General features: G+C 50.5%; 22 protein-coding genes. 16 read left to right on the top strand and 6 right to left on the bottom strand.

The window, feature by feature from the left end:
• Positions 1 to 178: 178 nt before the first annotated feature.
• From solA to pyrC, 4 genes are all read right to left on the bottom strand, one after another.
• A complete protein-coding gene (gene solA, locus GA565_RS17385) occupies positions 179 to 1,291 on the bottom strand; it encodes an N-methyl-L-tryptophan oxidase (protein WP_152199665.1) in 1,113 nt (370 codons plus the stop codon).
• 149 nt (positions 1,292 to 1,440) lie between these two features.
• Positions 1,441 to 1,695 carry a biofilm formation regulator BssS gene (gene bssS, locus GA565_RS17380; RefSeq protein WP_055783077.1) on the bottom strand — a complete coding sequence of 85 codons (255 nt, stop codon included), beginning with the start codon at positions 1,693 to 1,695 and terminating at the stop codon, positions 1,441 to 1,443.
• A 263-nt stretch (positions 1,696 to 1,958) separates the two neighbouring features.
• Entirely contained in the window at positions 1,959 to 2,216 is a 258-nt protein-coding gene (gene dinI / locus GA565_RS17375; RefSeq protein WP_152199664.1) for a DNA damage-inducible protein I, read from the bottom strand.
• Positions 2,217 to 2,334: 118 nt separating this feature from the next.
• On the bottom strand, positions 2,335 to 3,384 hold the full coding sequence (gene pyrC, locus GA565_RS17370; protein WP_152199662.1) for a dihydroorotase: 1,050 nt from the start codon (positions 3,382 to 3,384) through the stop codon (positions 2,335 to 2,337).
• A 226-nt stretch (positions 3,385 to 3,610) separates the two neighbouring features.
• Here pyrC and GA565_RS17365 point away from each other — a divergent pair, with 226 nt between their 5' ends.
• Entirely contained in the window at positions 3,611 to 3,898 is a 288-nt protein-coding gene (locus GA565_RS17365) for a putative quinol monooxygenase (RefSeq protein WP_152199660.1), read from the top strand.
• Positions 3,899 to 4,015: 117 nt separating this feature from the next.
• Here the strand turns inward: GA565_RS17365 and rne are convergent, their stop codons facing one another.
• Entirely contained in the window at positions 4,016 to 7,513 is a 3,498-nt protein-coding gene (gene rne / locus GA565_RS17360) for a ribonuclease E (RefSeq protein WP_152199658.1), read from the bottom strand.
• A gap of 604 nt (positions 7,514 to 8,117) precedes the next feature.
• On the opposite strand from rne, the gene rluC reads away from it, so the two are divergent.
• Positions 8,118 to 9,074 (top strand): 23S rRNA pseudouridine(955/2504/2580) synthase RluC, encoded by a 957-nt coding sequence (gene rluC / locus GA565_RS17355; protein ID WP_152199656.1) that lies wholly within the window; start codon positions 8,118 to 8,120, stop codon positions 9,072 to 9,074.
• A gap of 89 nt (positions 9,075 to 9,163) precedes the next feature.
• On the opposite strand, the gene GA565_RS17350 is transcribed toward rluC, so the two are convergent.
• The gene (locus GA565_RS17350) at positions 9,164 to 9,760 is read right to left on the bottom strand and encodes a nucleoside triphosphate pyrophosphatase (protein WP_152199654.1); all 597 of its coding nucleotides are present in this window, start codon (positions 9,758 to 9,760) and stop codon (positions 9,164 to 9,166) included.
• A gap of 141 nt (positions 9,761 to 9,901) precedes the next feature.
• On the opposite strand from GA565_RS17350, the gene yceD reads away from it, so the two are divergent.
• From yceD to ptsG, 14 genes are all read left to right on the top strand, one after another.
• Entirely contained in the window at positions 9,902 to 10,426 is a 525-nt protein-coding gene (gene yceD, locus GA565_RS17345) for a 23S rRNA accumulation protein YceD (RefSeq protein ID WP_152199653.1), read from the top strand.
• Between the two features lie 12 nt (positions 10,427 to 10,438).
• Positions 10,439 to 10,606, top strand: coding sequence for a 50S ribosomal protein L32 (rpmF, locus tag GA565_RS17340; protein WP_002210931.1), 168 nt, complete (start codon positions 10,439 to 10,441; stop codon positions 10,604 to 10,606).
• 64 nt (positions 10,607 to 10,670) lie between these two features.
• Positions 10,671 to 11,717: a phosphate acyltransferase PlsX gene (gene plsX, locus GA565_RS17335; RefSeq protein WP_152199651.1), complete on the top strand. Its 1,047-nt coding sequence runs from the start codon at positions 10,671 to 10,673 to the stop codon at positions 11,715 to 11,717.
• A gap of 6 nt (positions 11,718 to 11,723) precedes the next feature.
• Entirely contained in the window at positions 11,724 to 12,677 is a 954-nt protein-coding gene (locus tag GA565_RS17330; RefSeq protein ID WP_152199649.1) for a beta-ketoacyl-ACP synthase III, read from the top strand.
• A gap of 46 nt (positions 12,678 to 12,723) precedes the next feature.
• On the top strand, positions 12,724 to 13,653 hold the full coding sequence (gene fabD, locus GA565_RS17325) for an ACP S-malonyltransferase (RefSeq protein WP_152199647.1): 930 nt from the start codon (positions 12,724 to 12,726) through the stop codon (positions 13,651 to 13,653).
• Positions 13,654 to 13,666: 13 nt separating this feature from the next.
• Positions 13,667 to 14,401, top strand: a complete 735-nt coding sequence (gene fabG / locus GA565_RS17320) for a 3-oxoacyl-ACP reductase FabG (protein WP_055783109.1) — start codon at positions 13,667 to 13,669, stop codon at positions 14,399 to 14,401.
• 152 nt (positions 14,402 to 14,553) lie between these two features.
• Positions 14,554 to 14,790, top strand: a complete 237-nt coding sequence (gene acpP / locus GA565_RS17315) for an acyl carrier protein (protein ID WP_055783112.1) — start codon at positions 14,554 to 14,556, stop codon at positions 14,788 to 14,790.
• Between the two features lie 102 nt (positions 14,791 to 14,892).
• Positions 14,893 to 16,134 carry a beta-ketoacyl-ACP synthase II gene (gene fabF, locus GA565_RS17310; RefSeq protein ID WP_152199645.1) on the top strand — a complete coding sequence of 414 codons (1,242 nt, stop codon included), beginning with the start codon at positions 14,893 to 14,895 and terminating at the stop codon, positions 16,132 to 16,134.
• Positions 16,135 to 16,278: 144 nt separating this feature from the next.
• Complete coding sequence (pabC, locus tag GA565_RS17305; RefSeq protein ID WP_152199643.1) at positions 16,279 to 17,082, top strand: aminodeoxychorismate lyase; 804 nt, start codon at positions 16,279 to 16,281, stop codon at positions 17,080 to 17,082.
• Positions 17,083 to 17,119: 37 nt separating this feature from the next.
• Positions 17,120 to 18,145: an endolytic transglycosylase MltG gene (gene mltG, locus GA565_RS17300; RefSeq protein WP_152199642.1), complete on the top strand. Its 1,026-nt coding sequence runs from the start codon at positions 17,120 to 17,122 to the stop codon at positions 18,143 to 18,145.
• Positions 18,135 to 18,785 (top strand): dTMP kinase, encoded by a 651-nt coding sequence (gene tmk / locus GA565_RS17295; protein ID WP_152199640.1) that lies wholly within the window; start codon positions 18,135 to 18,137, stop codon positions 18,783 to 18,785. Before mltG ends, tmk begins: the two co-directional genes overlap by 11 nt.
• Positions 18,782 to 19,762, top strand: coding sequence for a DNA polymerase III subunit delta' (gene holB / locus GA565_RS17290; protein ID WP_152199638.1), 981 nt, complete (start codon positions 18,782 to 18,784; stop codon positions 19,760 to 19,762). The genes tmk and holB overlap by 4 nt, the downstream gene beginning before the upstream one ends.
• 21 nt (positions 19,763 to 19,783) lie before the next feature.
• Entirely contained in the window at positions 19,784 to 20,578 is a 795-nt protein-coding gene (locus GA565_RS17285) for a metal-dependent hydrolase (protein ID WP_152199636.1), read from the top strand.
• A 343-nt stretch (positions 20,579 to 20,921) separates the two neighbouring features.
• Positions 20,922 to 22,355, top strand: a complete 1,434-nt coding sequence (ptsG, locus tag GA565_RS17280) for a PTS glucose transporter subunit IIBC (RefSeq protein WP_152199634.1) — start codon at positions 20,922 to 20,924, stop codon at positions 22,353 to 22,355.
• The last annotated feature ends 255 nt before the right edge of the window (positions 22,356 to 22,610 follow it).

The raw sequence follows: 22,610 nt of genomic DNA, 5'->3' as shown, positions 1-22,610 counted from the left end.
TAGGTAGGGTATGCTGATCGATCCGATGATCAAGTTTTGGAAGAATAGGTGTTTATATTGGACAATGTCAAATACGTGGCTGAAAAAAAGCGATTATTAATAATGTTTTAATAATTGAAGGGTTTGATATTCGCCGAACGTATATTTCGGCGAATATTTATTAAAATAAATATTAGGATTAAAAGCGCGATAGAGAAAAAGGCGACAGGTCTGTTTTGGGGGGGAGATCTTGTGCAAACAGGGCAACCGTTTCTCCCAGTGCGCTGGCGAACTTAAAGCCGTGGCCGCTCAGTCCGGAAATCACCAGGGTGTTATCGTGCTCAGGCACCTTGTCGATAATAAAATCTTCGTCGGCAGTGACATCATAGGTGCAGGATTTACCGTACAGACAAACACCGACACCGGGCAAGAATTGGCGAAGAAAGCTGAACACCTCGCTACCGTCCTGTGCAACACTGCCAAACGGTGTGCGCTGCTCGGGGGAGTCGATCGGCTGTCCGCCGTTGTGTTTACCTAATTTGAGGCTGTCTTTAACCGCTGGAAAACCATAAAACTGGTCGCCAGACTGTGTCTCAACGGTGAACGCCGGAAAATGGTTATCTTCGCTGTAACGACCATCGGCCTGATGCCAGGAAAAAACTTTACGCACAGGTGTCATCGGCAGTGAAGGCAGAAATTTTTTGACCCAAGTTCCGGCGGTTAATGCCAGTTTGGGCGTACGGTATTCACCTTCATGCGTGCTTACGACAGCAATATCACCCTCATAGTGGACGCTCTCTACCGGGCAGTTAAACAGCTGCGCGCAACCGGCTTCTCTTGCCAGTTTGATATAACCGCTGATGGCTTTCTCACAGAATAGATAACCTGAGTCTGGCTCAAAAACGCCGCTGTAACCTTCAGGCACGGTAAGCTGGGGCCATTTATGGCGGATTTGCTCGGCATTAAGCGACTGAGTATTAAGATTAAACTTGAGGGCGCTCGATTTAACATTGGCAATAAATTCAGATCCTTCCGGACCGATGTTGATCACGCCGCATGAGCGGAAAATTTCTTGCTCGGTAAGCATCGCCAGCTCGTTCCACAGCGCCTGCGCCCGTAAAACCAACGGGACATAGCGAGCACCTTCCCCGTAAGCGTGGCGGATTAACCGCGTTTCACCGTGGTGACTGCCTTCTTGATGCGGCGGCATCGCCCCATCAATCATTAAAACTTTTAGTCCTGCGCGGGTGGCATAAAAACCGGCAGCGGCGCCAACTGAACCACTCCCGACCACAATGAGATCATAATCCATCGGACGATGGCTCCTCGAAACATTAAAAAAAAGATAAGGCATGATAGTGATTTTTTGTAGCGGATAGCAAGGCAGAAGAAGGCATTGGAACAGGCATTAAAAAAGGCACCGGAGAGTATTCTCGGGTGCCCTAGACTAGGTCGTTTCGATTAATGTTTTCTTTGATCAATGAACTCATACTCGTGTGATTCTATCTTTTCTATGCCAGCTTCAAGGATATTGATCAGTTGCCTTGCAACGTCGGTAGTTAACCATAAGGTTCTGTCTACCTGAGCATCCTCTGGCGTTTGGTCTTTAGAAGACAGGTAATGAAGACGTATCATCATGGCGTCGTACGAATCAACAGTACTGATATCCCAACCAACAAGCGGGTGTGTCTGAATTACTTCGTCATTTCTGTCCATATAGACCCCTTATTTTGTAGTGACTATCATGAGTGACTAACGAGGATCAATGCGGCTCATTATCAGGTGAGCTTTTTCAGTATAAGCATTTATTCAATTTTTGGCATAGAAATCCCTTATTTAGTTGTAAAAATTTCCCCAAGTACAATTTATAGGCATTTTATGCATTATTTAAGCAAATAAAAAAGCCGGACAGCGACGCCCGGCAAACTTGAAATGGCTTACACAGCCTGGTTATTATTAATTTATAGGGTATTGACGATTTACATGTCAGAACCTTCGGTGGAGAACCAGTCGTCTGCGCTTTCCCAGGTCTCCTGCAATATTTCTTCGATAACATCTTTATCAGTCTTGGCTCCACCGAGCACTGAAAGATTGTTGGCACCGGCATAGCGTACCTGCACGCTGTTTTGGGTTTCAGAGAATTGTTTATTAATACGCTTACTCAGTTCACCTGACAGTGCTTCCAGCGCCCCAATTGGCAAAGGTTTTGTTCTGTCGATGCAGACTTCAATACGCATAACTGCCCCTCCGTATAATATATACTGTGAATATATACAGTTATTTTTAGAAGAGCAAGAGAGGAAGAGTAAAAAACGGGAAGACGAGCGTCTTCCCGCAATATGCGCACGGAGCAATTTAGCAGGACGTCACTTTCCAGTTAAGCGTTTGGCCGGCAAGGAAGGGCACAATGGTGTCGTTGCCGAGCGGGAAGGTTTCCGGCTGAGTGACAGGAGTTCGGGTCAGCTCAACGGTGCCTTCGTTGAGTGGCAGGCCATAGAAGTTTGGACCGTTTTCTGAACAGAACGCTTCGAAGTGCTCAAGTGCGTTCATCTCTTCAAACACCGTGGCATAGGCTGACAGCGCCAGTGGCGCATTGAAACAGCCCGCGCAGCCACAGCTGGATTCTTTCAGGTGCCTGGCATGCGGCGCTGAGTCGGTGCCCAGGAAGAAACGGTTATTGCCGCCGGCGATCACTTCACGCAGTGCCTGCTGGTGCACGCTACGTTTAAGAATTGGCAAACAGAACAGGTGAGGGCGCACGCCGCCAACCAGCATGTGATTACGGTTGAACATCAGGTGCTGTGGCGTAATAGTCGCGCCGAGGTATTGGTTTCCGCCTAAAACGTACTGTGCGGCCTCTTTGGTGGTGATGTGCTCAAAGACTACCTTCAGTTCAGGCAATTGACGGCGGATGGGATCCATCACTTCATCAATAAAGCGCGCTTCGCGGTCGAAAATATCGACCTCCGCATGGGTCACTTCGCCGTGAATAAGCAAAGGCATGCCAATTTTCTGCATGCGCTCGAGTACCGGATAGATACCTTTAACGTCTTTGACGCCGTGGCTAGAGTTAGTGGTCGCATTCGCCGGATAAAGCTTGGCCGCGGTAAATACGCCTTCTTCGAAGCCTCGTGAGAGTTCGTTAGGGTCCAGAGAGTCAGTGAGGTAGCAGGTCAGCAGCGGAGTAAATTTGTGTCCTGCCGGGATAGCGGCTTCGATTCGAGTGCGGTAGGCAATAGCCGCATCCACGGTAGTGACCGGAGGCGACAGGTTTGGCATCACAATGGCGCGGCCAAATACTTCACTGGTAAACGGCAATACTGCATTCAGCACGGCGTCGTCGCGAAGGTGGATATGCCAGTCATCTGGGCGGCGTATTTTCAAAACTTGCGGTATTGCGGTCATGTTACAAAACTCCGGCATTGAGAGACAGGACGTTCGAATCGGGTGCAGTAATGGGAGCATTAACGGCGGGGTACAAGGATAAGCGCAAAATGTAAAGGATGCATTACTTTGTTAAGTTAACATTGAAATCAGTGCAAATCGGGGAGCATAGTAGTCGGCAATTATTAGAGAAAATCATTTTTTTCGGGCTGTAAGAAGCTGAATTTATTATACAGGAGTTGAAATTATGGAAGTCAGAATCGTTGCACCGTTAACCATCAAACCTGAGTTTGTTGAAGAGGTCACTCCCGCGCTGTTGGCCATCGTTGCTGCCAGCCGCGAAGAGCTGGGATGCCTGCAATATGATCTGCATCGCGAAATTGGCAGCACTAACTGTTTTGTTTTTTACGAACGCTGGCGTTCAGAAGAGGCAATTGATCAGCACGAAAGCAGTGCCCATTTCCAGCATTTTGTAAGTTTGCTGGATGGCAAGCTCGAGAAAATCGAAATCAAGAAAATGAAAGTGTTTGCCTGAGGGAACGACCTGTCTGAACATAGTGGTTTAAGAAGCAGTTAAAGGCAGGTGTTAAAAGCAGTAATAAAAAAACCCGCCATCGGCGGGTTTTTTAGTTAAGGCAACAAATGACTCATGTTATTGAGGCATTTCCGGCTTGGTGGCCGGTGCCGTTGCGGTGGTGACAGCGGCGTGGCCGCCGGCAGAACCTTTTCCTTCAAAGTCGTATGACGGACGAACCCAGTCGCTGTGACGCGGGGCTTCAGCCACGAAGACCGCTGCAGGGGCTTTAGTCATCGGCGCAGTCGCATGATGTTTAAAGCGCGTCTGGTCGCCCGCAGAAGCTTGAGTTTTCACTGCAGGTTCTGGCGTTTGGGTGGCAACAGCAGGAGCGGTTTGCGTGGCGGCAACCGGTTCTGCAGGTGCAACTGGCGCTGGAGCGGCAGGGATTTCGATAGCTGGCGCTTCGGCTTCGGTCGCCTGAATACCGGCAACTTCTACCTTAACGGAGTCTTCTCCCTGAGGCTTAACGTCTTCAACGACCGGCGCAGCAGCTTGTATAGCAGGCTCTAGCGCGGCAGGAGAAGCAATAACTTCCTCAACTTTTGGCGTTTCAACGTGAACAGGTTCAACCACCACAGGCTCAGTAGGGGTTGGAGCCGGAACGACGGCATCAGTCACTTCGAGCGTGGCAGGTTCAACCACGTGAGGCTCGGCCGCAACGGTCTCGGCTTTCGTCACGTCAACTTCTTCCTGCGCAATAACCTGCTGAGCTTCTGCAAGCGTCAATGCCGAAGTCTGAACCAGAGGGTCTGAAACCTGCGCCGACTGCTCGATAACCGGTTTCACTTCGCTTGCAGCTGGCGTATTGGCCTGTGCAATCTCAACCTGCTCGGTCAGTACTGCCGCCGGTGCGCTGACTTCAACCTGTTCCTGAACCGCTGGCTGCTGCTCATAAGAGTGAACCTGCTCGGACGGTTGAACAATGGGGTAAGAGACCCACACTTTACCGGAAGCCATCTCTGGGGATACAAACGCACCCGCTAAAGGCATCGGTGACTGAGACGGGTAACGCTCGTCACGATAACGACGACGACGTTGACCGCTAACGCGCAGATGACGCGGTGAACGACGCGAGCGACGCGGCATGCCGTTTTCACGTGCGTTATCACCCTGTGCATCGTCAGCATCAGCTTCAGTATCGGCTTCATTGCTGGCTTCGGTTTGCACCGGTGCAGCAACTTCTTGCTCGACAGCTGGACGCTCGACCGGTTTAACGCCGGTTACCAGCATTTGAGCAGCATCTTCAACGTCCTGATCCACAACTTCAGACTCAAAGCGAATCTTCTGGTTCAGTGGACGGCGCTGACGGCGCTGGCTCGGCATACGGTCTTCTTGATCCTCAACCGCTGCTGCGACTGGCGCGGCGGCAACTTCCTCAACAACCACCGCTTCAGCAACTTTATCTTCCTGCTGATTTTTACGCTTATCATCGTTGCGACGACGTGAACGATCGCCACGCTCGCGACGAGGTTGCTGCTGCTCTTCACGATTGCCGGCGTTTTCAACTTCCTGCACCGCAGTTTCAACAGCGGCTGGCTCTTGGTTACGACGGTTGCGGCGTTGGTCCTCACGCGGCTCACGGGTATTTTCGCGAGGCTCGTTGCGGCCTTCACTACGTTCGCCACGGCTGTCAGTACGGTCACGATTATCGCGATTTTCGTTACGATCGCGGCCGTTGCTGCGCTCACCGTTGCGACGTGTGCCCTGACGACGCTGATTACGACGATCGCCGTTACGACGGTTTTCGCTATCGGTGGTTTCAGGTTCGACTTTAACTTCTTCTTCAACCGGTTTAGCTTCTGGTTTAGGTTCGGAAGCAAACAGGTTCTTGAGTCCGCCCAGCAGTTTGCTGATAAAGCCTGATTTCTCAGCTGCAGCAGGGGCAGTATTCACAACCGCAGTGCGAGTTTGAACCGGCTGGGACTGCACGGCATCTGGCTGCTCGTAAGAAGCCGGGGGGGCTTCGGCCGGCAGGGCAAAGGTTGCCAGAGCAGGTTGCTCAGGACGTTTGCGTTCTGCTGGCAAATCTTCAGAAGGTTGCAGCATCTCGGCTTCATGTAGCTGAGGCAGTAGATAGCTCAACGTTGAAGACTCTTCACCCTTGCGCACGCGCAGTACGTGATAGTGCGGAGTATGCATCTGGTCGTTTGGCACGATAATCGCGCGAACGCCGCCCTGACGCTTCTCGATGGCGTTTACCGAATCACGTTTTTCATTGAGCAGGTAAGACGCAATCGGCACAGGCACGATAGCGTGAACTTCTTTGGTGTTCTCTTTCAGCGCTTCTTCTTCAATTAAACGAAGAATCGACAGTGAAAGTGATTCGTTGTCACGAATAGTCCCAGTTCCGCTACAGCGTGGGCAGACGTGATGGGTAGATTCACCCAGCGACGGGCTCAAACGCTGGCGCGACATTTCCAGCAGGCCAAAGCGAGAGATACGGCCAATCTGAATGCGCGCACGGTCTTGACGTACGGCATCACGCAGGCGGTTTTCAACTTCGCGCTGGTGACGAACCGGTGTCATGTCGATGTAATCGATAACGATCAGGCCGCCGAGGTCACGCAGGCGCAGCTGACGTGCAATTTCTTCTGCGGCTTCGAGGTTAGTATTGAAGGCCGTTTCTTCGATGTCGCCGCCGCGGGTTGCGCGAGCGGAGTTGATATCGATAGCCGTTAACGCTTCGGTGGTATCAATAACAATCGAGCCACCGGAAGGCAGGCGAACTTCACGCTGGAAAGCGGATTCGATCTGCGATTCGATTTGGTAGTGGCTGAACAGCGGGATTTCACCGACGTAAGGTTTGATTTTGCTGCTAAAGTCTGGACGACCCAGTGCGGCAATATGCTCTTTCGCCAGTTCGAGAACTTTCGGATTATCGATAAGAATTTCGCCGATGTCCGGACGCAGATAGTCACGGAATGCGCGAACGATAACGTTACTTTCCTGGTGGATAAGGAAAGGTGCCGGGCGACCTTCAGCGGCTTTCTTGATGGCATCCCAGTGCTTCATACGGAAGCTCAGGTCCCACTGCAATGCATCCGCATCTTTACCTACACCGGCAGTACGCACGATGAGGCCCATGCCGTCAGGCAATTGCAGGGAGGAGAGCGCTTCTTTCAACTCGGTGCGGTCATCGCCTTCGATCCGGCGGGAAATGCCACCAGCGCGCGGATTGTTAGGCATTAACACTAAATAGCTACCGGCGAGGCTGATGAACGTCGTCAGCGCTGCACCTTTGTTACCACGTTCTTCTTTATCTACCTGAACAATAACTTCCTGACCTTCGCGCAGAACATCTTTGATGTTTGGACGACCGTGGGAGGAATAATTGCTGGGGAAGTATTCGCGGGCGATTTCTTTGAGAGGGAGAAAACCATGCCTTTCAGCACCATAATCAACGAATGCTGCTTCAAGACTTGGCTCTATGCGGGTGATTTTACCTTTGTAAATATTGGCTTTTTTCTGCTCGTGTCCAGGACTTTCAATATCCAGATCGTAAAGCCGTTGTCCATCTACAAGAGCAACGCGCAACTCTTCTTGCTGAGTTGCGTTAATCAACATTCTTTTCATCTTAACTTACTCGTTATTTTTGCATTATTGTCAGAACTGCGGGCAAAATAACCTCTATGGCCGGATAAACCGTTGGCCCCGAGTCTTCTCGCATAGTCGTCAACCTCCCGGTTGTCGCCTGCATAGGGGCGCATTATTTCGGTAAGTCTGCTTTTGCCGGGTTAGTAACCACAGCGTGATAAAAGCAGTACTTTTAGTAGGGGAATAGCCTCTGATTTTATATAGCCAGATCTCATTCCATTTGCCGGCCAAGCTGCAACCCGCAGCCCGCTAATTGCTTGATTTCACATTACGTCTTACGCCATTGCTGCGTTTGTGTGCGATCAGGCAAATCTATAGTTCCAGCGTTTTCCCTAAGTTCAAGAGAATCAACGCGGAAGTGAACTCATTATTCCATTGCTGGCACTGATATAGCAAGGTGACTTTTAAGTGAACGTAAAGTTTATTTAGCACCTTTGAAGGCTATAGCACCCCGTTATTCACTCAATATATTGGCTAGTTTAAGTATTCCTCGGCAGTTGCTGGTAAACTTAGAGTTAAGCACAGAAAAATCAGCGGCGCGAACCCTGCCCCTAATATTTAGAATCATCTAGAATCATGGCCCATGAAAACTGAGAATCCAACTGTACAATTAATCCCCATTACCGAAGACGAAGCCGGTCAGAGAATTGATAACTTTTTGCGCACTTTCCTCAAAGGTGTGCCAAAAAGCATGATTTATCGTATTTTGCGAAAAGGCGAAGTTCGCGTGAACAAGAAGCGAATCAAGCCGGAATACAAATTATTGGCCGGTGATGAAGTTCGCGTTCCGCCCGTGCGCGTTGCCGAGCGTGAAGACGCGCCGGTGTCTGCCAAGCTCGATAAAGTCGCGGCGCTTGAGCACTGCATTCTTTTTGAAGACGATCACCTGTTGATCCTCAATAAGCCATCAGGAACAGCGGTTCACGGCGGAAGCGGCCTGAGCTTTGGCGTGATAGAAGGGCTGAGAGCATTGCGCCCTGACGCACGTTTCCTTGAACTGGTGCATCGCCTCGACCGCGACACCTCCGGCGTACTGCTGGTGGCGAAGAAGCGTTCGGCGCTGCGTTCCCTGCATGAACAGCTGCGCATGAAAACCATGCAAAAAGATTATCTCGCCCTGGTGCGCGGTGAATGGCAGTCGCATTGCAAAGTCGTGCAGGCGCCGTTGCTGAAAAATATTCTGCAAAGCGGTGAGCGCATTGTCCGGGTTAACAGTGAAGGTAAGCCTTCTGAAACGCGCTTTAAAATTGAAGAAAAGTATACGTTTGCAACGCTGGTAAAATGCAGTCCTGTCACTGGGCGTACACACCAAATTCGCGTCCATACCCAATACGCCGGTCATCCTATCGCCTTTGACGACCGCTACGGCGACCGCGAGTTTGATGCCCAGCTTTCAGGACTGGGCATCAATCGCCTATTCTTGCACGCCGCCGCACTGCGCTTCGAACATCCGGCCAATGGAGAGACAATGCGTATTGAAGCTCCGTTAGAGCCAAAACTTCGCAACGCCTTGGTTAAGCTTCGAAAAAGTACAAAGTAATTTGCTGGGAAGTTAAGATACCGCGGATTAAAAAGCGCCCCCTGGGCGCTTTTTTTATGCCTGTTCTTTGATATCGTCTTTTAAATTGGTTAAACGAGCGGATTAACACCGTGCTCACGCAACAGGGCGAGCAGGGCGATCAGCGGCAGGCCAATCAGCGTATTGGGATCGCGGCCCTCGAGCTTTTCAAACAGGCTAATACCCAGGCCTTCACATTTGAAGCTACCCGCACAGTCGTAAGGTTGTTCAAGCTTCACATAGCCGGCAATTTCCTGCGCTGTAAGCGTTCGAAAATGCACGTCGAATGTCTCGCATAGCACTTGGGCTTGACCGCTGTCGCTATCCAAGAGACAAAGACCGGTGTAAAAGCGCACCAGTTTACCGCTTGCCATGCCGAGTTGACGGCAGGCGTTGTCAAAAGTGTGAGGCTTACCGAGGATCGTCTCGTCGATCACACAGACCTGATCTGATCCAATGATAAGATGTTCGGGATGATCGTTAGCCAGTGCGCGCGCTTTGTGGGCAGAAAGGCGCTTCACCAGTTCGACCGCAGACTCTCCGTCAAGCGCCGACTCATCAATGTTTGGAGCCGCACAGCTAAATTTTAGCGTCGTTTTTTCAAGAATTGCGCGGCGGTAGGCCGAGGTTGAGGCCAGAAGGATCTTTTTTTGCGTCATTGTTTGCATAATTTTTTTCACAAAGCATAGCGTTATTGAATCACACATTTTAAACTGTCCGCCGCTGAGGAAGCGAATATTGGTGAAAGGCGCAGTAAAATGCCCTTTTTCTTTGACTCTACGTCGTTACAAAGTTAATATGCGCGCCCTATGCAAAAAGTAAAATTACCCCTGACCGTTGATGCCGTTCGTACCGCTCAAAAGCGTGTAGACTACATTGGAGCCTACGACGCGGACCAAGTGACGCGAGTTGCAGCATCAGTGGTTAGTGTGGACTCAGAAGTACAGACCTCTTTGTCGTTTGATATCGACAATCAACGCTTGGCCGTTATTAAAGGTCAATCGGATGTCACTGTTACTCTGGAATGCCAGAGATGTGGCAAGACGTTTGAGCATCAGGTTCACACAACATATTGTTTTAGTCCTGTTAAGAATGATGAGCAGGCTGAAGCATTACCGGAAGCGTACGAGCCGATCGAAGTCGACAATTTTGGCGAAGTTGATCTGCTGGCTATGATTGAAGACGAAATTATTCTTTCACTGCCTGTCGTTCCGGTACATGATTCTGAACACTGTGAAGTGTCCGACGCGGAAATGATATTTGGTCAACTGCCTCCAGAGGCGGAGAAACCGAATCCGTTTTCCGTATTAGCGAATTTAAAGAAAAGTAATTGAGGAGTAAGGTCCATGGCCGTACAACAAAATAAACCAACCCGTTCTAAACGTGGCATGCGTCGTTCACACGATGCTCTGACCACCGCCACTTTGTCTGTAGACAAAACTTCTGGCGAGACTCACCTGCGTCACCATATCACTGCCGACGGTTTCTACCGCGGTCGCAAGGTTATCGGCTGATTTCTAACTTGCTAACTATTTACTTGATAACTTTAAACTTGTTAAGTAATAGCAAGGCGATACCTTGAAACGTCTAACCATCGCGTTAGACGTTATGGGCGGGGACTTCGGTCCTTCCGTCACAGTGCCTGCTTCATTGCAGGCACTGACCTCTAATCCTGAACTCAATCTTCTTCTGGTCGGTGATCCCGACGACATCACACCTTATTTGGCTAAAACCGATCCTCTTGTATTGGAGCGGATACAAATTATTGCCTCTGAGTCTGTGATTGCGAATGACGCCAGAGTTTCGCAGGCTATCCGCGCCAGTCGGGGAAGCTCAATGCGGATGGCGCTGGAGTTGATTAAGAGTGGTGACGCACAGGCCTGCGTCAGCGCCGGAAATACCGGTGCATTAATGGGGTTGGCCAAGTTGGTTATAAAGCCTCTGGATGGCATTGAGCGCCCAGCGCTGATGACGGTACTGCCGAATCAGCAGCGAGGTAAAACCGTGGTGCTTGATCTGGGGGCTAACGTTGAATGCGACAGCCGTATGCTGGTGCAGTTTGCGGTGATGGGATCCGTCATGGCGGAAGACGTCATCGGCACGGTTAATCCGCGCGTTGCCTTGCTTAATATTGGCGAGGAAGAGTCAAAGGGGCTTGATAACATCCGTGAAGCCGCCGCGATTTTAAAAAACATACCCGTTATCAATTATATCGGCTATCTTGAAGGCAATGACCTGCTAACCGGTAAAACGGATGTCATGGTATGTGATGGTTTTGTAGGTAATGTCACACTGAAAACTATGGAAGGTGTGATCAGGATGTTTTTGTCGTTGCTTAAATCCTCTGGGGAGAATGGCAAGAAGTCTTGGTGGATGAAGTGGTTCGGACCCGCGTTGCAAAAAATAGTACAGAAAAAATTAGCAAAGCGTTTCAGCCATTTAAATCCCGACCAGTATAATGGCGCGAGTTTATTAGGATTACGCGGCATCGTGATAAAAAGCCACGGCGGAGCAAATCAGCGGGCGTTTGCTGTTGCTATCGAACAGGCTGTTCAGGCGGTGCAGCGGCAGGTTCCCGAGCGGATCGCCGCGCGCCTTGAGGCTGTATTACCCAAGAGTGACTGACTGTACATGTATACAAAGATTCTCGGTACGGGGAGCTACTTGCCCGTACAAGTTCGGACTAACGCCGACTTAGAAAAAATGGTTGAAACCACTGACGAATGGATCGTTTCACGTACCGGTATCCGTGAACGACGCATTGCAGCACCGGATGAGACTGTGGCCACAATGGGCCTTGCCGCCGCTGAAAAAGCGTTGGAGATGGCTGACGTCGATAAAAAAGACGTCGGTTTGATCATTGTCGCCACAACCTCGTCTTCGCATGCGTTCCCAAGCTCTGCCTGTCAGATTCAAAACATGCTGGGGATTAAAGACTCGGCTGCGTTTGATCTGGCGGCGGCCTGCGCGGGCTTCACTTATGCGTTAAGCGTTGCTGATCAATACGTTAAAAACGGAGCCGTGCGTTATGCGCTGGTTATCGGTTCTGACGTGCTTTCGCGCAAGCTCGATGAAGAAGACCGCGGTACGGTTATCCTGTTTGGTGACGGTGCGGGTGCGGTTCTGCTTGGAGCCTCAGAAGAACAAGGTATTATCTCCACACACATGCATGCAGATGGCCATTATGGCAATCTGCTGAGCCTGGAATATCCAGACCAGAAAAAACCAGAACAACCGGCCTATGTCACCATGGCGGGCAACGAAGTGTTTAAAGTTGCGGTTACCGAACTGGCACACATTGTTGAAGAGACGCTGCAGGCCAATAATATGGAGCGCGAACAGCTCGACTGGCTGGTGCCGCATCAGGCAAATCTGCGCATCATTAGTGCAACGGCTAAAAAATTGGGAATGGGCATGGACAAAGTCGTGGTTACCCTCGACCGTCATGGCAACACCTCAGCCGCATCCGTTCCTACTGCGTTTGACGAAGCCGTGCGTGATGGCCGTATTCAGCGCGGGCAACTCGTGCTGCTCGAAGCCTTTGGCGGCGGGTTCACCTGGGGCTCGGCCTTGGTTCGTTTTTAATTTTTTACGAACCTCTTTAGATCTTACGAATTAACAGGATTGCAAAATGACCAAGATTGCAGTGGTTTTCCCTGGGCAAGGTTCTCAGGCGTTAGGTATGCTTTCAGACCTGGCTGCCGCGCATCCCATCGTGGAAGCGACCTTTGCTGAAGCCTCTTCTGTTTTAGGCTACGATTTATGGCAATTGGTGCAGCAGGGGCCGGTCGAAGAGTTAAACAAGACGTGGCAGACTCAGCCTGCTTTGCTGGCCGCCTCTGTGGCTATCTGGCGCGTGTGGCAGCAAGAGAAGGGTGCCAAGCCTGCTTTAATGGCAGGTCATAGCCTGGGTGAGTATTCAGCATTAGTTTGCGCCGGTGTTCTGGATTTCAAACAGGCCATTAGCCTGGTTGAACTGCGCGGTAAACTGATGCAGGAAGCGGTACCTGAAGGTACCGGTGCAATGTATGCCATTATCGGCCTCGATAACGATGCTATCGCCAAAGCGTGTGAAGAATCGGCACAGGGTCAGGTCGTGTCTCCGGTGAACTTTAACTCACCGGGCCAGGTGGTTATTGCCGGCAATAAAGAAGCCGTTGAACGTGCGGGTGCAGCCTGTAAAGCAGCGGGCGCCAAGCGGGCACTGCCGTTGCCGGTCAGCGTACCGTCGCATTGTGCATTAATGAAGCCTGCGGCTGATAAAATGGCCGTTGCGCTAGATCAAGTTACTTTCAGCCAACCACAGTATCCTGTTGTGAACAACGTGGACGTGAAGGTTGAAACGGACGCAGAAGCAATTCGCAGTGCCCTGATTCGCCAGCTTTATAACCCAGTACGCTGGACAGAAAGCGTCGAATACATTGCACAGCAAGGCGTTGAGCAGTTAATTGAGGTTGGTCCTGGTAAAGTATTGACCGGCCTGACCAAGCGTATAGTTGACACCCTGACAGCTGTGGCAGTGAACGACACTGCAAGCCTGGCAGCGGCGCTTGATCAATAAAAAGAGGAAGATGATGAGCTTCGACGGAAAAATTGCTCTGGTCACCGGCGCTAGCCGCGGTATTGGCCGAGCTATTGCAGAGAAACTGGTTGCAGGTGGCGCACGTGTTATTGGCACCGCGACCAGCGAAAAAGGCGCTGAAGATATCAGTGCTTACTTAGGCGAAAACGGCAAAGGTATTGCGCTCAATGTGACTGATTCTTCGTCGATTGAGCAGGTATTGGCGACGATTCGTGCTGAATTTGGCGAAATCGACATTTTAGTCAATAATGCTGGCATTACCCGTGATAACCTTCTGATGCGTATGAAAGATGACGAGTGGCAGGATATCCTGGATACGAATTTGACTTCTGTGTTTAGGCTGTCAAAAGCGGTAATGCGGGCTATGATGAAAAAGCGATTTGGCCGGATCATTACCATTGGCTCTGTAGTTGGAACCATGGGTAACGCAGGACAGGCGAACTACGCGGCGGCTAAAGCCGGTTTGATTGGTTTTAGCAAGTCTTTGGCGCGTGAAGTTGCTTCACGCGGCATTACTGTCAACGTCGTGGCTCCTGGCTTTATTGAGACGGACATGACAAGGGCGTTGACAGATGATCAACGTGCAGGCATTTTGTCATCAGTTCCAGCCAACCGGTTGGGCGATGCAAAAGAAATTGCCAGCGCTGTTGCATTTTTAGCCTCAGATGAGGCCAGCTACATCACTGGTGAGACTTTACATGTCAATGGCGGCATGTACATGATCTAAGAATCACTAAGATTTTGCTTATTTAGTCTTAAAATAAGGCTAATAATGCAAAATAGTGGTTTGACCAGCCGGGATTTAGTTGCATCTTTTCCAACATTTTATACACTACGAAAACCATCGCGAAAGCGAGTTTTGATAGGAAATTTAATAGTATGAGCACTATCGAAGAACGCGTTAAGAAAATCATCGTTGAACAGCTGGGTGTTAAACAGGAAGAAGTAGTTAACTCTGCCTCTTTCGTAGACGACCTTGGCGCAGATTCTCTCGACACCGTTGAGCTGGTTATGGCTCTGGAAGAAGAGTTTGATACCGAGATCCCTGACGAAGAAGCTGAGAAAATCACTACTGTTCAGGCAGCTATTGATTTTGTCACTAACGCTCAGGCGTAATCGAACCTATTCTCGAATAAGGTTTAGATAGTTAGGCGGTCATTTGACCGCCTAAGTTTTTTTCGCCCCACGGTATTTTTTTTCCCTCCCTGGAGGACACACGTGTCTAAACGTCGAGTTGTTGTGACTGGACTTGGCATGCTGTCTCCTGTCGGCAATACAGTTGAGTCTACTTGGAATGCTCTACTTGCCGGTAAGAGTGGCATTGGCCTAATCGACCATTTTGATACTAGTGCCTACGCAACGCGTTTTGCTGGCTTAGTAAAAAATTTCAACTGTGAAGAGTACATCTCGCGAAAAGATGCCCGCAAGATGGATACCTTTATTCAGTACGGTGTTGCCGCCGGTATTCAAGCTATGCAAGATAGCGGTCTTGAAGTGACCGAAGAAAATGCCCCGCGTTTCGGTGCCGCAATCGGCTCCGGCATTGGCGGTTTGGGTCTTATCGAAGAAAACCACACTTTATTGGTTAACGGTGGACCGCGCAAAATCAGCCCGTTTTTTGTGCCTTCGACTATCGTGAACATGATTGCCGGCCAGTTAAGCATTATGTTTGGCCTGCAAGGTCCCAGTATTTCAATTTCCACCGCCTGTACTTCCGGCGTACACAACATCGGCCATGCGGCACGTATTATCGCCTATGATGACGCAGACATCATGCTGGCCGGTGGCGCAGAAAAAGCCAGTACTCCGCTGGGTGTTGGGGGTTTTGGAGCAGCACGTGCGCTTTCAACCCGCAATGACAACCCACAGGCAGCAAGCCGTCCTTGGGACAAAGAGCGTGACGGTTTTGTACTTGGTGACGGCGCCGGTATCATGGTGCTTGAAGAGTACGAACATGCGAAAAAGCGCGGCGCAAAAATTTACGCAGAAATCGTCGGTTTTGGCATGAGCAGTGACGCTTTTCATATGACTTCACCGCCTGAAGACGGCGCGGGTGCGGCATTAGCAATGCATAATGCGCTTCGGGATGCGGGAATTTCCGCTTCTCAGGTAGGCTATATCAATGCGCACGGTACCTCGACGCCTGCCGGTGATAAAGCCGAAGCCCAGGCGGTAAAATCGGTGTTTGGTGCTGATGCACATCGTGTTCTGGTCAGTTCCACCAAGTCCATGACCGGTCACCTGTTGGGTGCCGCCGGCGCGGTAGAGTCTATTTTCACTCTACTGGCACTGCGTGACCAGGCTGTTCCGCCAACGCTCAATCTGGATAACCCGGATGAAGGCTGTGACCTTGACTTTGTGCCACACGAGGCGCGTCAGGTTAAAGGTATGGAATATAGCCTGTGTAACTCTTTCGGTTTTGGCGGAACCAACGGTTCTCTGGTATTCCGTAAACTGTAAGTGACGGCACAGCTGCAGATAAAGGCCCGTATTTCGGGCCTTTTTGCTGTCTGCCGAAAGTTTGATTCATATCTAAAGTCAGAATGCTCTCGTGGTATCGATGAGACGACTACGCCAGTCTCATAGCCGAAGGAGGGAAGGATCATGTATTGGATAAATGGTATTGAACAACGCACGGTTTCTGTGGGCGATCGCGCCGTGCAGTTTGGTGATGGCTGTTTTACTACCGCCTGGGTAAAAGAGGGGCAGGTGCAGCACCTCGATGACCACATTGCGCGATTGCAAAATGCCACGTCTAGTTTGCTTATGCCAGCCTGCGATTGGCCGGGCCTGCGTAGTGAAATGCAGTCTGCCGCTGCAGGGCATGATGAAGCGGTGCTGAAGGTCATTTTATCGCGTGGTGAGGGCGGTCGTGGCTACAGCGCACAGGGCACGCTGGGCCCAACCCGAATCATGTCAATCAGCGGTTATCCTCAGTATTATCATCAATGGCGCATCGAGGGGATTGAGCTGGCGCTGAGCCCCGTAGCATTAGCGCGCAGCTCACTCCTTGCCGGTATTAAGCACCTAAACCGGCTGGAGCAGGTGATGATCCGCATGCATCTTGATAAAACCACCGCGCAGGAAGCGTTGGTGGTCGATACTTCCGGCATGCTGGTTGAATGCTGCGCCGCCAATCTATTCTGGCGTAAAGGACATCAGGTGTTTACCCCTGACCTTACACACTCTGGCGTGGCCGGGATTATGCGCCAGCGTATTATTTCAGTGTTGCAGCAACGTTGGGATTTAAGTATTGAAGAGGTATCAGAAGCACCTCAAGCGCTTTCCGATGCTGAAGAGGTCATCATTTGCAACGCATTGATGCCAATTCTTCCGGTCAAAAAGATAGAAAACTGGCATTATAATGATTCACAGTTGTTCGATTTTTTAACACCATATTGTCTTTAAATGAATGTTTATCAAAACATTTTAAAGTGAAGAAGTCATGAAAAATAAAAAAACGAAAATTTTAGCAATCATCGTCATCATCCTATTGGCGGTGGTCATTGCCGGATACGTCAAAGTTGAACATTTTGCCGACCGCAAATTAAATATTGCCCAGGAAAAGATCTTCACCTTACCCGCCGGAACGGGACGCGTTGGGCTCGAAGATTTGCTGATTGAGCAGAAACTGATAGGCTCTCGGACCTGGTTTGGCTGGCTGCTGCGGGTAGAACCGCCGCTGAGCGAATTCAAGGCCGGCACTTATCGATTTCCTGCCGGCATGACCGTGCGCCAAATGCTCGAGCTGCTGAGAAGCGGCAAAGAGGCGCAATTCAGCATCCGTTTTGTTGAAGGATTCCGCCTGCAGGACTGGATGAAAGTACTGCAAAATGCTGACTATCTCAAACACGATCTCAGCGGCAAAAGTGACGACGAAATTGCTACTGCGCTAGATATGAAAGACGCCAAAAATGCCGAAGGCTGGCTGTATCCCGACACTTACTCCTATACGGCGGGTACCACCGACCTGTCGTTGCTAAAACGTTCACATCTGCGCATGGAAAAGACCGTGGCGCAAATTTGGAAAGACCGCGATACGTCATTGCCATATAAAACACCCACCGACATGCTGACGATGGCCTCTATTATTGAGAAAGAGACCGCCATCAAGGATGAGCGCAAAGAAGTAGCCTCTGTGTTCATTAACCGACTGCGCATCGGCATGCGTCTGCAGACCGACCCTACGGTTATTTACGGCATGGGCGATAGCTACAAAGGCGTGATTACCAAGAAAGATCTCGAAACTGCAACGCCGTATAATACCTACGTTATTGACGGGCTGCCGCCTTCCCCTATCGCGATGCCGAGCGAGGCGTCGATAGAAGCCGCGGCGCATCCGGCGAAAAGCGATTATCTTTATTTTGTTGCCGATGGAAAGGGTGGGCATACCTTTACTACCAACCTCGAAAGCCACAACAAGGCAGTGCGCGTGTATCGCGACCTGATGAAAAACAAGAATGAAAAGTAGCTTTATTGTTATCGAAGGCCTTGAAGGCGCAGGAAAAACCACCGCCCGCGATGTCGTTGTGAGTACGCTGCGTGAGCAGGGTATCGCCGATATTCAGTTCACCCGTGAGCCGGGAGGTACGCCGCTGGCCGAAAAACTGCGTGACTTGATCAAGCAGGGCATTGAGGGGGAACAACTCACGGATAAAGCAGAAGTTCTCATGCTTTATGCAGCTCGCGTTCAGTTGGTCGAAAATGTAATAAAACCGGCTCTGGCTCGCGGTGCCTGGGTGGTGGGTGATCGCCATGACCTCTCTTCTCAAGCCTATCAGGGCGGTGGGCGCGGCATTGACAGCCGCCTGATGGCCTCGCTGCGTGATACCGTGCTTGGCGATTTTCGCCCTGACCTCACTCTTTATCTCGACCTGTCGCCGGTGATTGGGCTGCAGCGCGCCCGTGCGCGCGGTGAACTCGACCGCATCGAGCAAGAGTCATTGGCATTTTTTGAACGTACCCGTGAGCGCTACCTCAGTTTGGCAGCTGTAGACGCAACAATAAAAACCATTGATGCCTCACAGAGCCTTGAACAGGTTGCCGCCGATATTCGCCACACTTTAATTGAATGGATTGAGCAACAGCGTAAGCAGGGCGCTCAGGCATGAATTGGTATCCGTGGTTAAACGGTCCTTATCGACAACTGGTTTCCCAATATCAGGGGGAGCGTGGTCATCACGCACTGTTAATGCAGGCTGCGAAAGGCATGGGGGATGAGGCCTTGGTGTATGGCCTCAGTCGCTGGCTGTTGTGTCAGCACCCCGATGGCGAGAAAAGCTGCGGTAAGTGCCACAGCTGTCATTTAATGATTGCCGGTAACCACCCAGACTGGCACGTGCTTATGCCTGAAAAAGGCAAAAATAGTCTCGGTGTTGAACCGGTACGTCAGCTGATTGAAACACTCTACAATTATTCTCAACAGGGGGGCGCGAAGGTGGTCTGGCTCCCTCAGGCCGAGCTGCTCACCGAAGCGGCTGCCAATGCTCTGTTAAAAACGCTTGAAGAACCACCGGAAGGCACTTATTTCTTGCTGGGATGCCGTGAGCCATCAAGGCTGTTGCCGACCCTGCGCAGCCGCTGTTTCTATTGGCATTTAGCTACGCCGGAAGCTTCACTTGCCACGCAGTGGATTGCGCGGCAACTGCAGGCCGAACCGTTAGCCATCCAGACCGCACTAAGACTCACCGAGGGTACACCGTTAGCGGCGCTTGAGTTGTTACAACCTGAACGCTGGAAGCAGCGCGAGATGCTTTGCCAACAGCTGGCGGCTAGCTGGCAGCAGCGTGACCTTCTCTCGCTGCTGCCACAGCTTAATCATGACGATGCCGCCGAGCGTCTGCACTGGCTGATGTCGGTGCTGCTCGATGTTGTTAAATATCAGCAGGGCGCAGGGCATTATGTGATTAACCTCGACCAGCAACCGCTGATTTCCCTGCTGGCGAGCGCGATGAATAACGCCTTTTTACAGCAAAACTTGCAGGGCTGGATGCTCTGCCGCCAACAGTTGCTTAACGTAGTCGGTGTTAATCGTGAGCTGCTGCTGACCGAACGGCTGCTGGACTGGGAAAGTTCCCTACAATTTTGATCAATATTAAGAGTTAACCTTATGTTTTTAGTCGATTCCCACTGTCATCTCGACAGTCTTGATTATCAGGCGTTGCACACCAGCGTTGACGATGTGGTTGAAAAAGCTCGCGCCCGCGATGTGAAATTCATGCTGGCCGTGGCAACCACCTTGCCCGGCTATCGCGCGATGGCAGAGCTGATTGGTACTCGCCCGGAAGTCGCTTTTTCGTGTGGCGTTCATCCGCTGAATATCGAAGAAGGCTATGATTTTGAAGAGTTGAGGTTTCTGGCCGCCGATTCGCGCGTTGTGGCGATGGGTGAGACCGGGCTGGACTACTTTTATCAGAAAGAAGATGTCCAACTGAAGCTGCAGCAGGACTCTTTCCGCCACCATATTCGTGTCGGACGCGAGCTGAATAAACCGGTGATCGTGCATACCCGCGATGCACGCCAAGATACTCTGGATATTCTGCGTGAAGAAAAAGCCGGTGAATGTGGTGGCGTGCTGCACTGCTTCACCGAGGATAAAGACACGGCTAAGGTGTTGCTGGATCTTGGCTTCTATATTTCTTTCTCAGGAATTGTGACGTTTAGAAACGCCGAGCAGCTGCGTGAGGCGGCGCGTTATGTGCCGATGGACAGACTCCTGATTGAAACAGATTCCCCTTACCTTGCGCCGGTGCCGCACCGTGGTAAAGAAAACCAACCTTCCTATGTGCGTGATGTTGCCGAATATTTGGCCGTGGTCAAAGGGGTGAGCCTCGACACGCTGGCAGAAGCGACGACTGAAAACTTCTCTCGATTGTTTCACATCGATTCCGCACGCCTGGCGTAATCCAGCCAGCGGGAGAACTCCGCTTTTATTTTCACCTCGTAATTAATCGCCTGAACCGCTACCCTGCTCGCGGTTTTCAGGCGATAACGCCAATTTTCCCCTTAGCCGTAGCCTGTATTGTTGATTTTAGGAAACTTTATAGCGGGTTATTGATTATTTTTTAACAAAACGTGACTGTCATCAAATATTATTGAAGCGATTTATTTTACCCTTCGTAATAAATAAAAGGGGCAAATATATGCCCCGCCCGCAGAGGCTAAAAAAGCCTCTGCAACAGGGTTAATGGCATCGGCTAAAGACCCTGGGAAGTATCAAAGCACCATTACTCAGGAGCACTATCAATATGTTCAAGAACGCGTTTGCAAACCTTCAAAAGGTCGGTAAATCGCTAATGCTGCCCGTTTCCGTCTTACCTATCGCAGGCATACTGCTGGGTGTCGGTTCCGCAAACTTTAGCTGGCTGCCCGTCATTGTCTCTCACGTTATGGCCGAAGCGGGAGGCTCAGTCTTTGCCAACATGCCGCTGATTTTCGCCATCGGCGTTGCGCTCGGATTCACCAATAACGACGGCGTGTCCGCGCTGGCTGCGGTGGTCGCTTACGGAATTATGGTGAAAACCATGGCCGTCGTTGCGCCAATGGTTCTGCACCTGCCTGCCGATGAAATTGCCAGTAAACATCTGGCCGACACCGGCGTGCTGGGTGGGATTATCTCGGGCGTCATCGCCGCCTATATGTTCAACCGTTTCTATCGCATCAAGCTCCCTGAGTATCTGGGCTTCTTCGCCGGTAAACGTTTTGTCCCGATCATCTCCGGGCTTGCCGCGATTATTTTGGGCGTTGTTCTGTCATTTATCTGGCCACCTATTGGCAGCGCAATCCAAACTTTCTCTCAGTGGGCCGCTTACCAAAACCCGGTTGTAGCCTTCGGGATTTATGGTCTGGTTGAACGCGCACTTGTGCCATTTGGTTTGCATCATATCTGGAACGTTCCTTTCCAAATGCAGGTTGGCGAATACGTTAACTCGGCGGGTCAGGTATTCCACGGTGATATTCCACGTTATATGGCGGGTGACCCAACGGCAGGTAAACTTTCCGGTGGCTTCCTGTTTAAAATGTATGGACTGCCGGCGGCAGCGATCGCGATTTGGCACTCAGCCAAGCCTGAAAATCGCGCCAAAGTCGGCGGCATTATGATTTCTGCTGCGCTGACTGCTTTCCTGACCGGTATCACCGAGCCTATCGAATTCGCATTTATGTTTGTTGCGCCGATTCTATATGTTATTCACATGATTCTGGCCGGTCTGGCCTTCCCAATCTGTATTTTGTTGGGGATGCGCGATGGCACCAGTTTCTCTCACGGATTAATCGATTTTGTGGTGCTAAGCGGTAACAGCAGCCGCATTTGGTTGTTCCCTGTCGTCGGGGTGATTTATGGCGTGGTTTACTACACTATCTTCCGCGTATTGATCGTTAAGCTGAACCTGAAAACGCCGGGCCGTGAAGACACCACAGCGGCCCAGACTACACAGAGCGGCAGTGAAATGTCTGCTTCATTGGTGAAAGCGTTTGGTGGTAAAGAAAATATCACTAACCTGGATGCCTGTATCACGCGTCTGCGTGTGAGCGTGGCCGATGTCTCAAAAGTTGACCAAGCTGGCCTGAAACAGTTGGGCGCGGCGGGGGTTGTAGTCGCAGGTTCTGGCGTACAGGCAATCTTCGGTACCAAGTCAGATAACCTGAAAACAGATATGGATGACTACATCCGCAATAATTAATTTGCGGCAAGGCTGATTATTGTTGAAATAGAAAAAGGAGACGTTGGTCTCCTTTTTCTATTTATGGTTTGTAAAAGAGTTATAACTTTCATTTATTATTATTTATATTGATGGTTTTGTTAATCCTGTCACATTCTTATTTTTGTGAAAAGCATGTAATTCACACGCCAACCATTCAAAATTATGATTACTTACTCTATTGAAGGTAATATGATTGTCTAATTTAGCTATATTGCTAAGTTTATTTAATTAAAT

This window comes from Rouxiella sp. S1S-2, from assembly GCF_009208105.1.
Lineage (GTDB): Bacteria > Pseudomonadota > Gammaproteobacteria > Enterobacterales > Enterobacteriaceae > Rouxiella.
This window is presented reverse-complemented; position numbering and strand designations above follow the sequence as displayed.

Bases quoted from the DNA above. Each gene is read 5' to 3' on its own strand.
- ptsG (WP_152199634.1), top strand. From the start codon at position 20,922: ATGTTCAAGAACGCGTTTGCAAACCTTCAAAAGGTCGGTAAATCGCTA.
- rluC (WP_152199656.1), top strand. From the start codon at position 8,118: ATGAAAACTGAGAATCCAACTGTACAATTAATCCCCATTACCGAAGAC.
- pabC (WP_152199643.1), top strand. From the start codon at position 16,279: ATGTATTGGATAAATGGTATTGAACAACGCACGGTTTCTGTGGGCGAT.
- tmk (WP_152199640.1), top strand. From the start codon at position 18,135: ATGAAAAGTAGCTTTATTGTTATCGAAGGCCTTGAAGGCGCAGGAAAA.
- fabG (WP_055783109.1), top strand. From the start codon at position 13,667: ATGAGCTTCGACGGAAAAATTGCTCTGGTCACCGGCGCTAGCCGCGGT.
- bssS (WP_055783077.1), bottom strand. From the start codon at position 1,695: ATGGACAGAAATGACGAAGTAATTCAGACACACCCGCTTGTTGGTTGG.
- fabD (WP_152199647.1), top strand. From the start codon at position 12,724: ATGACCAAGATTGCAGTGGTTTTCCCTGGGCAAGGTTCTCAGGCGTTA.
- dinI (WP_152199664.1), bottom strand. From the start codon at position 2,216: ATGCGTATTGAAGTCTGCATCGACAGAACAAAACCTTTGCCAATTGGG.
- rpmF (WP_002210931.1), top strand. From the start codon at position 10,439: ATGGCCGTACAACAAAATAAACCAACCCGTTCTAAACGTGGCATGCGT.
- holB (WP_152199638.1), top strand. From the start codon at position 18,782: ATGAATTGGTATCCGTGGTTAAACGGTCCTTATCGACAACTGGTTTCC.
- pyrC (WP_152199662.1), bottom strand. From the start codon at position 3,384: ATGACCGCAATACCGCAAGTTTTGAAAATACGCCGCCCAGATGACTGG.
- GA565_RS17365 (WP_152199660.1), top strand. From the start codon at position 3,611: ATGGAAGTCAGAATCGTTGCACCGTTAACCATCAAACCTGAGTTTGTT.
- mltG (WP_152199642.1), top strand. From the start codon at position 17,120: ATGAAAAATAAAAAAACGAAAATTTTAGCAATCATCGTCATCATCCTA.
- rne (WP_152199658.1), bottom strand. From the start codon at position 7,513: ATGAAAAGAATGTTGATTAACGCAACTCAGCAAGAAGAGTTGCGCGTT.
- acpP (WP_055783112.1), top strand. From the start codon at position 14,554: ATGAGCACTATCGAAGAACGCGTTAAGAAAATCATCGTTGAACAGCTG.
- yceD (WP_152199653.1), top strand. From the start codon at position 9,902: ATGCAAAAAGTAAAATTACCCCTGACCGTTGATGCCGTTCGTACCGCT.
- GA565_RS17330 (WP_152199649.1), top strand. From the start codon at position 11,724: ATGTATACAAAGATTCTCGGTACGGGGAGCTACTTGCCCGTACAAGTT.
- GA565_RS17285 (WP_152199636.1), top strand. From the start codon at position 19,784: ATGTTTTTAGTCGATTCCCACTGTCATCTCGACAGTCTTGATTATCAG.
- GA565_RS17350 (WP_152199654.1), bottom strand. From the start codon at position 9,760: ATGCAAACAATGACGCAAAAAAAGATCCTTCTGGCCTCAACCTCGGCC.
- solA (WP_152199665.1), bottom strand. From the start codon at position 1,291: ATGGATTATGATCTCATTGTGGTCGGGAGTGGTTCAGTTGGCGCCGCT.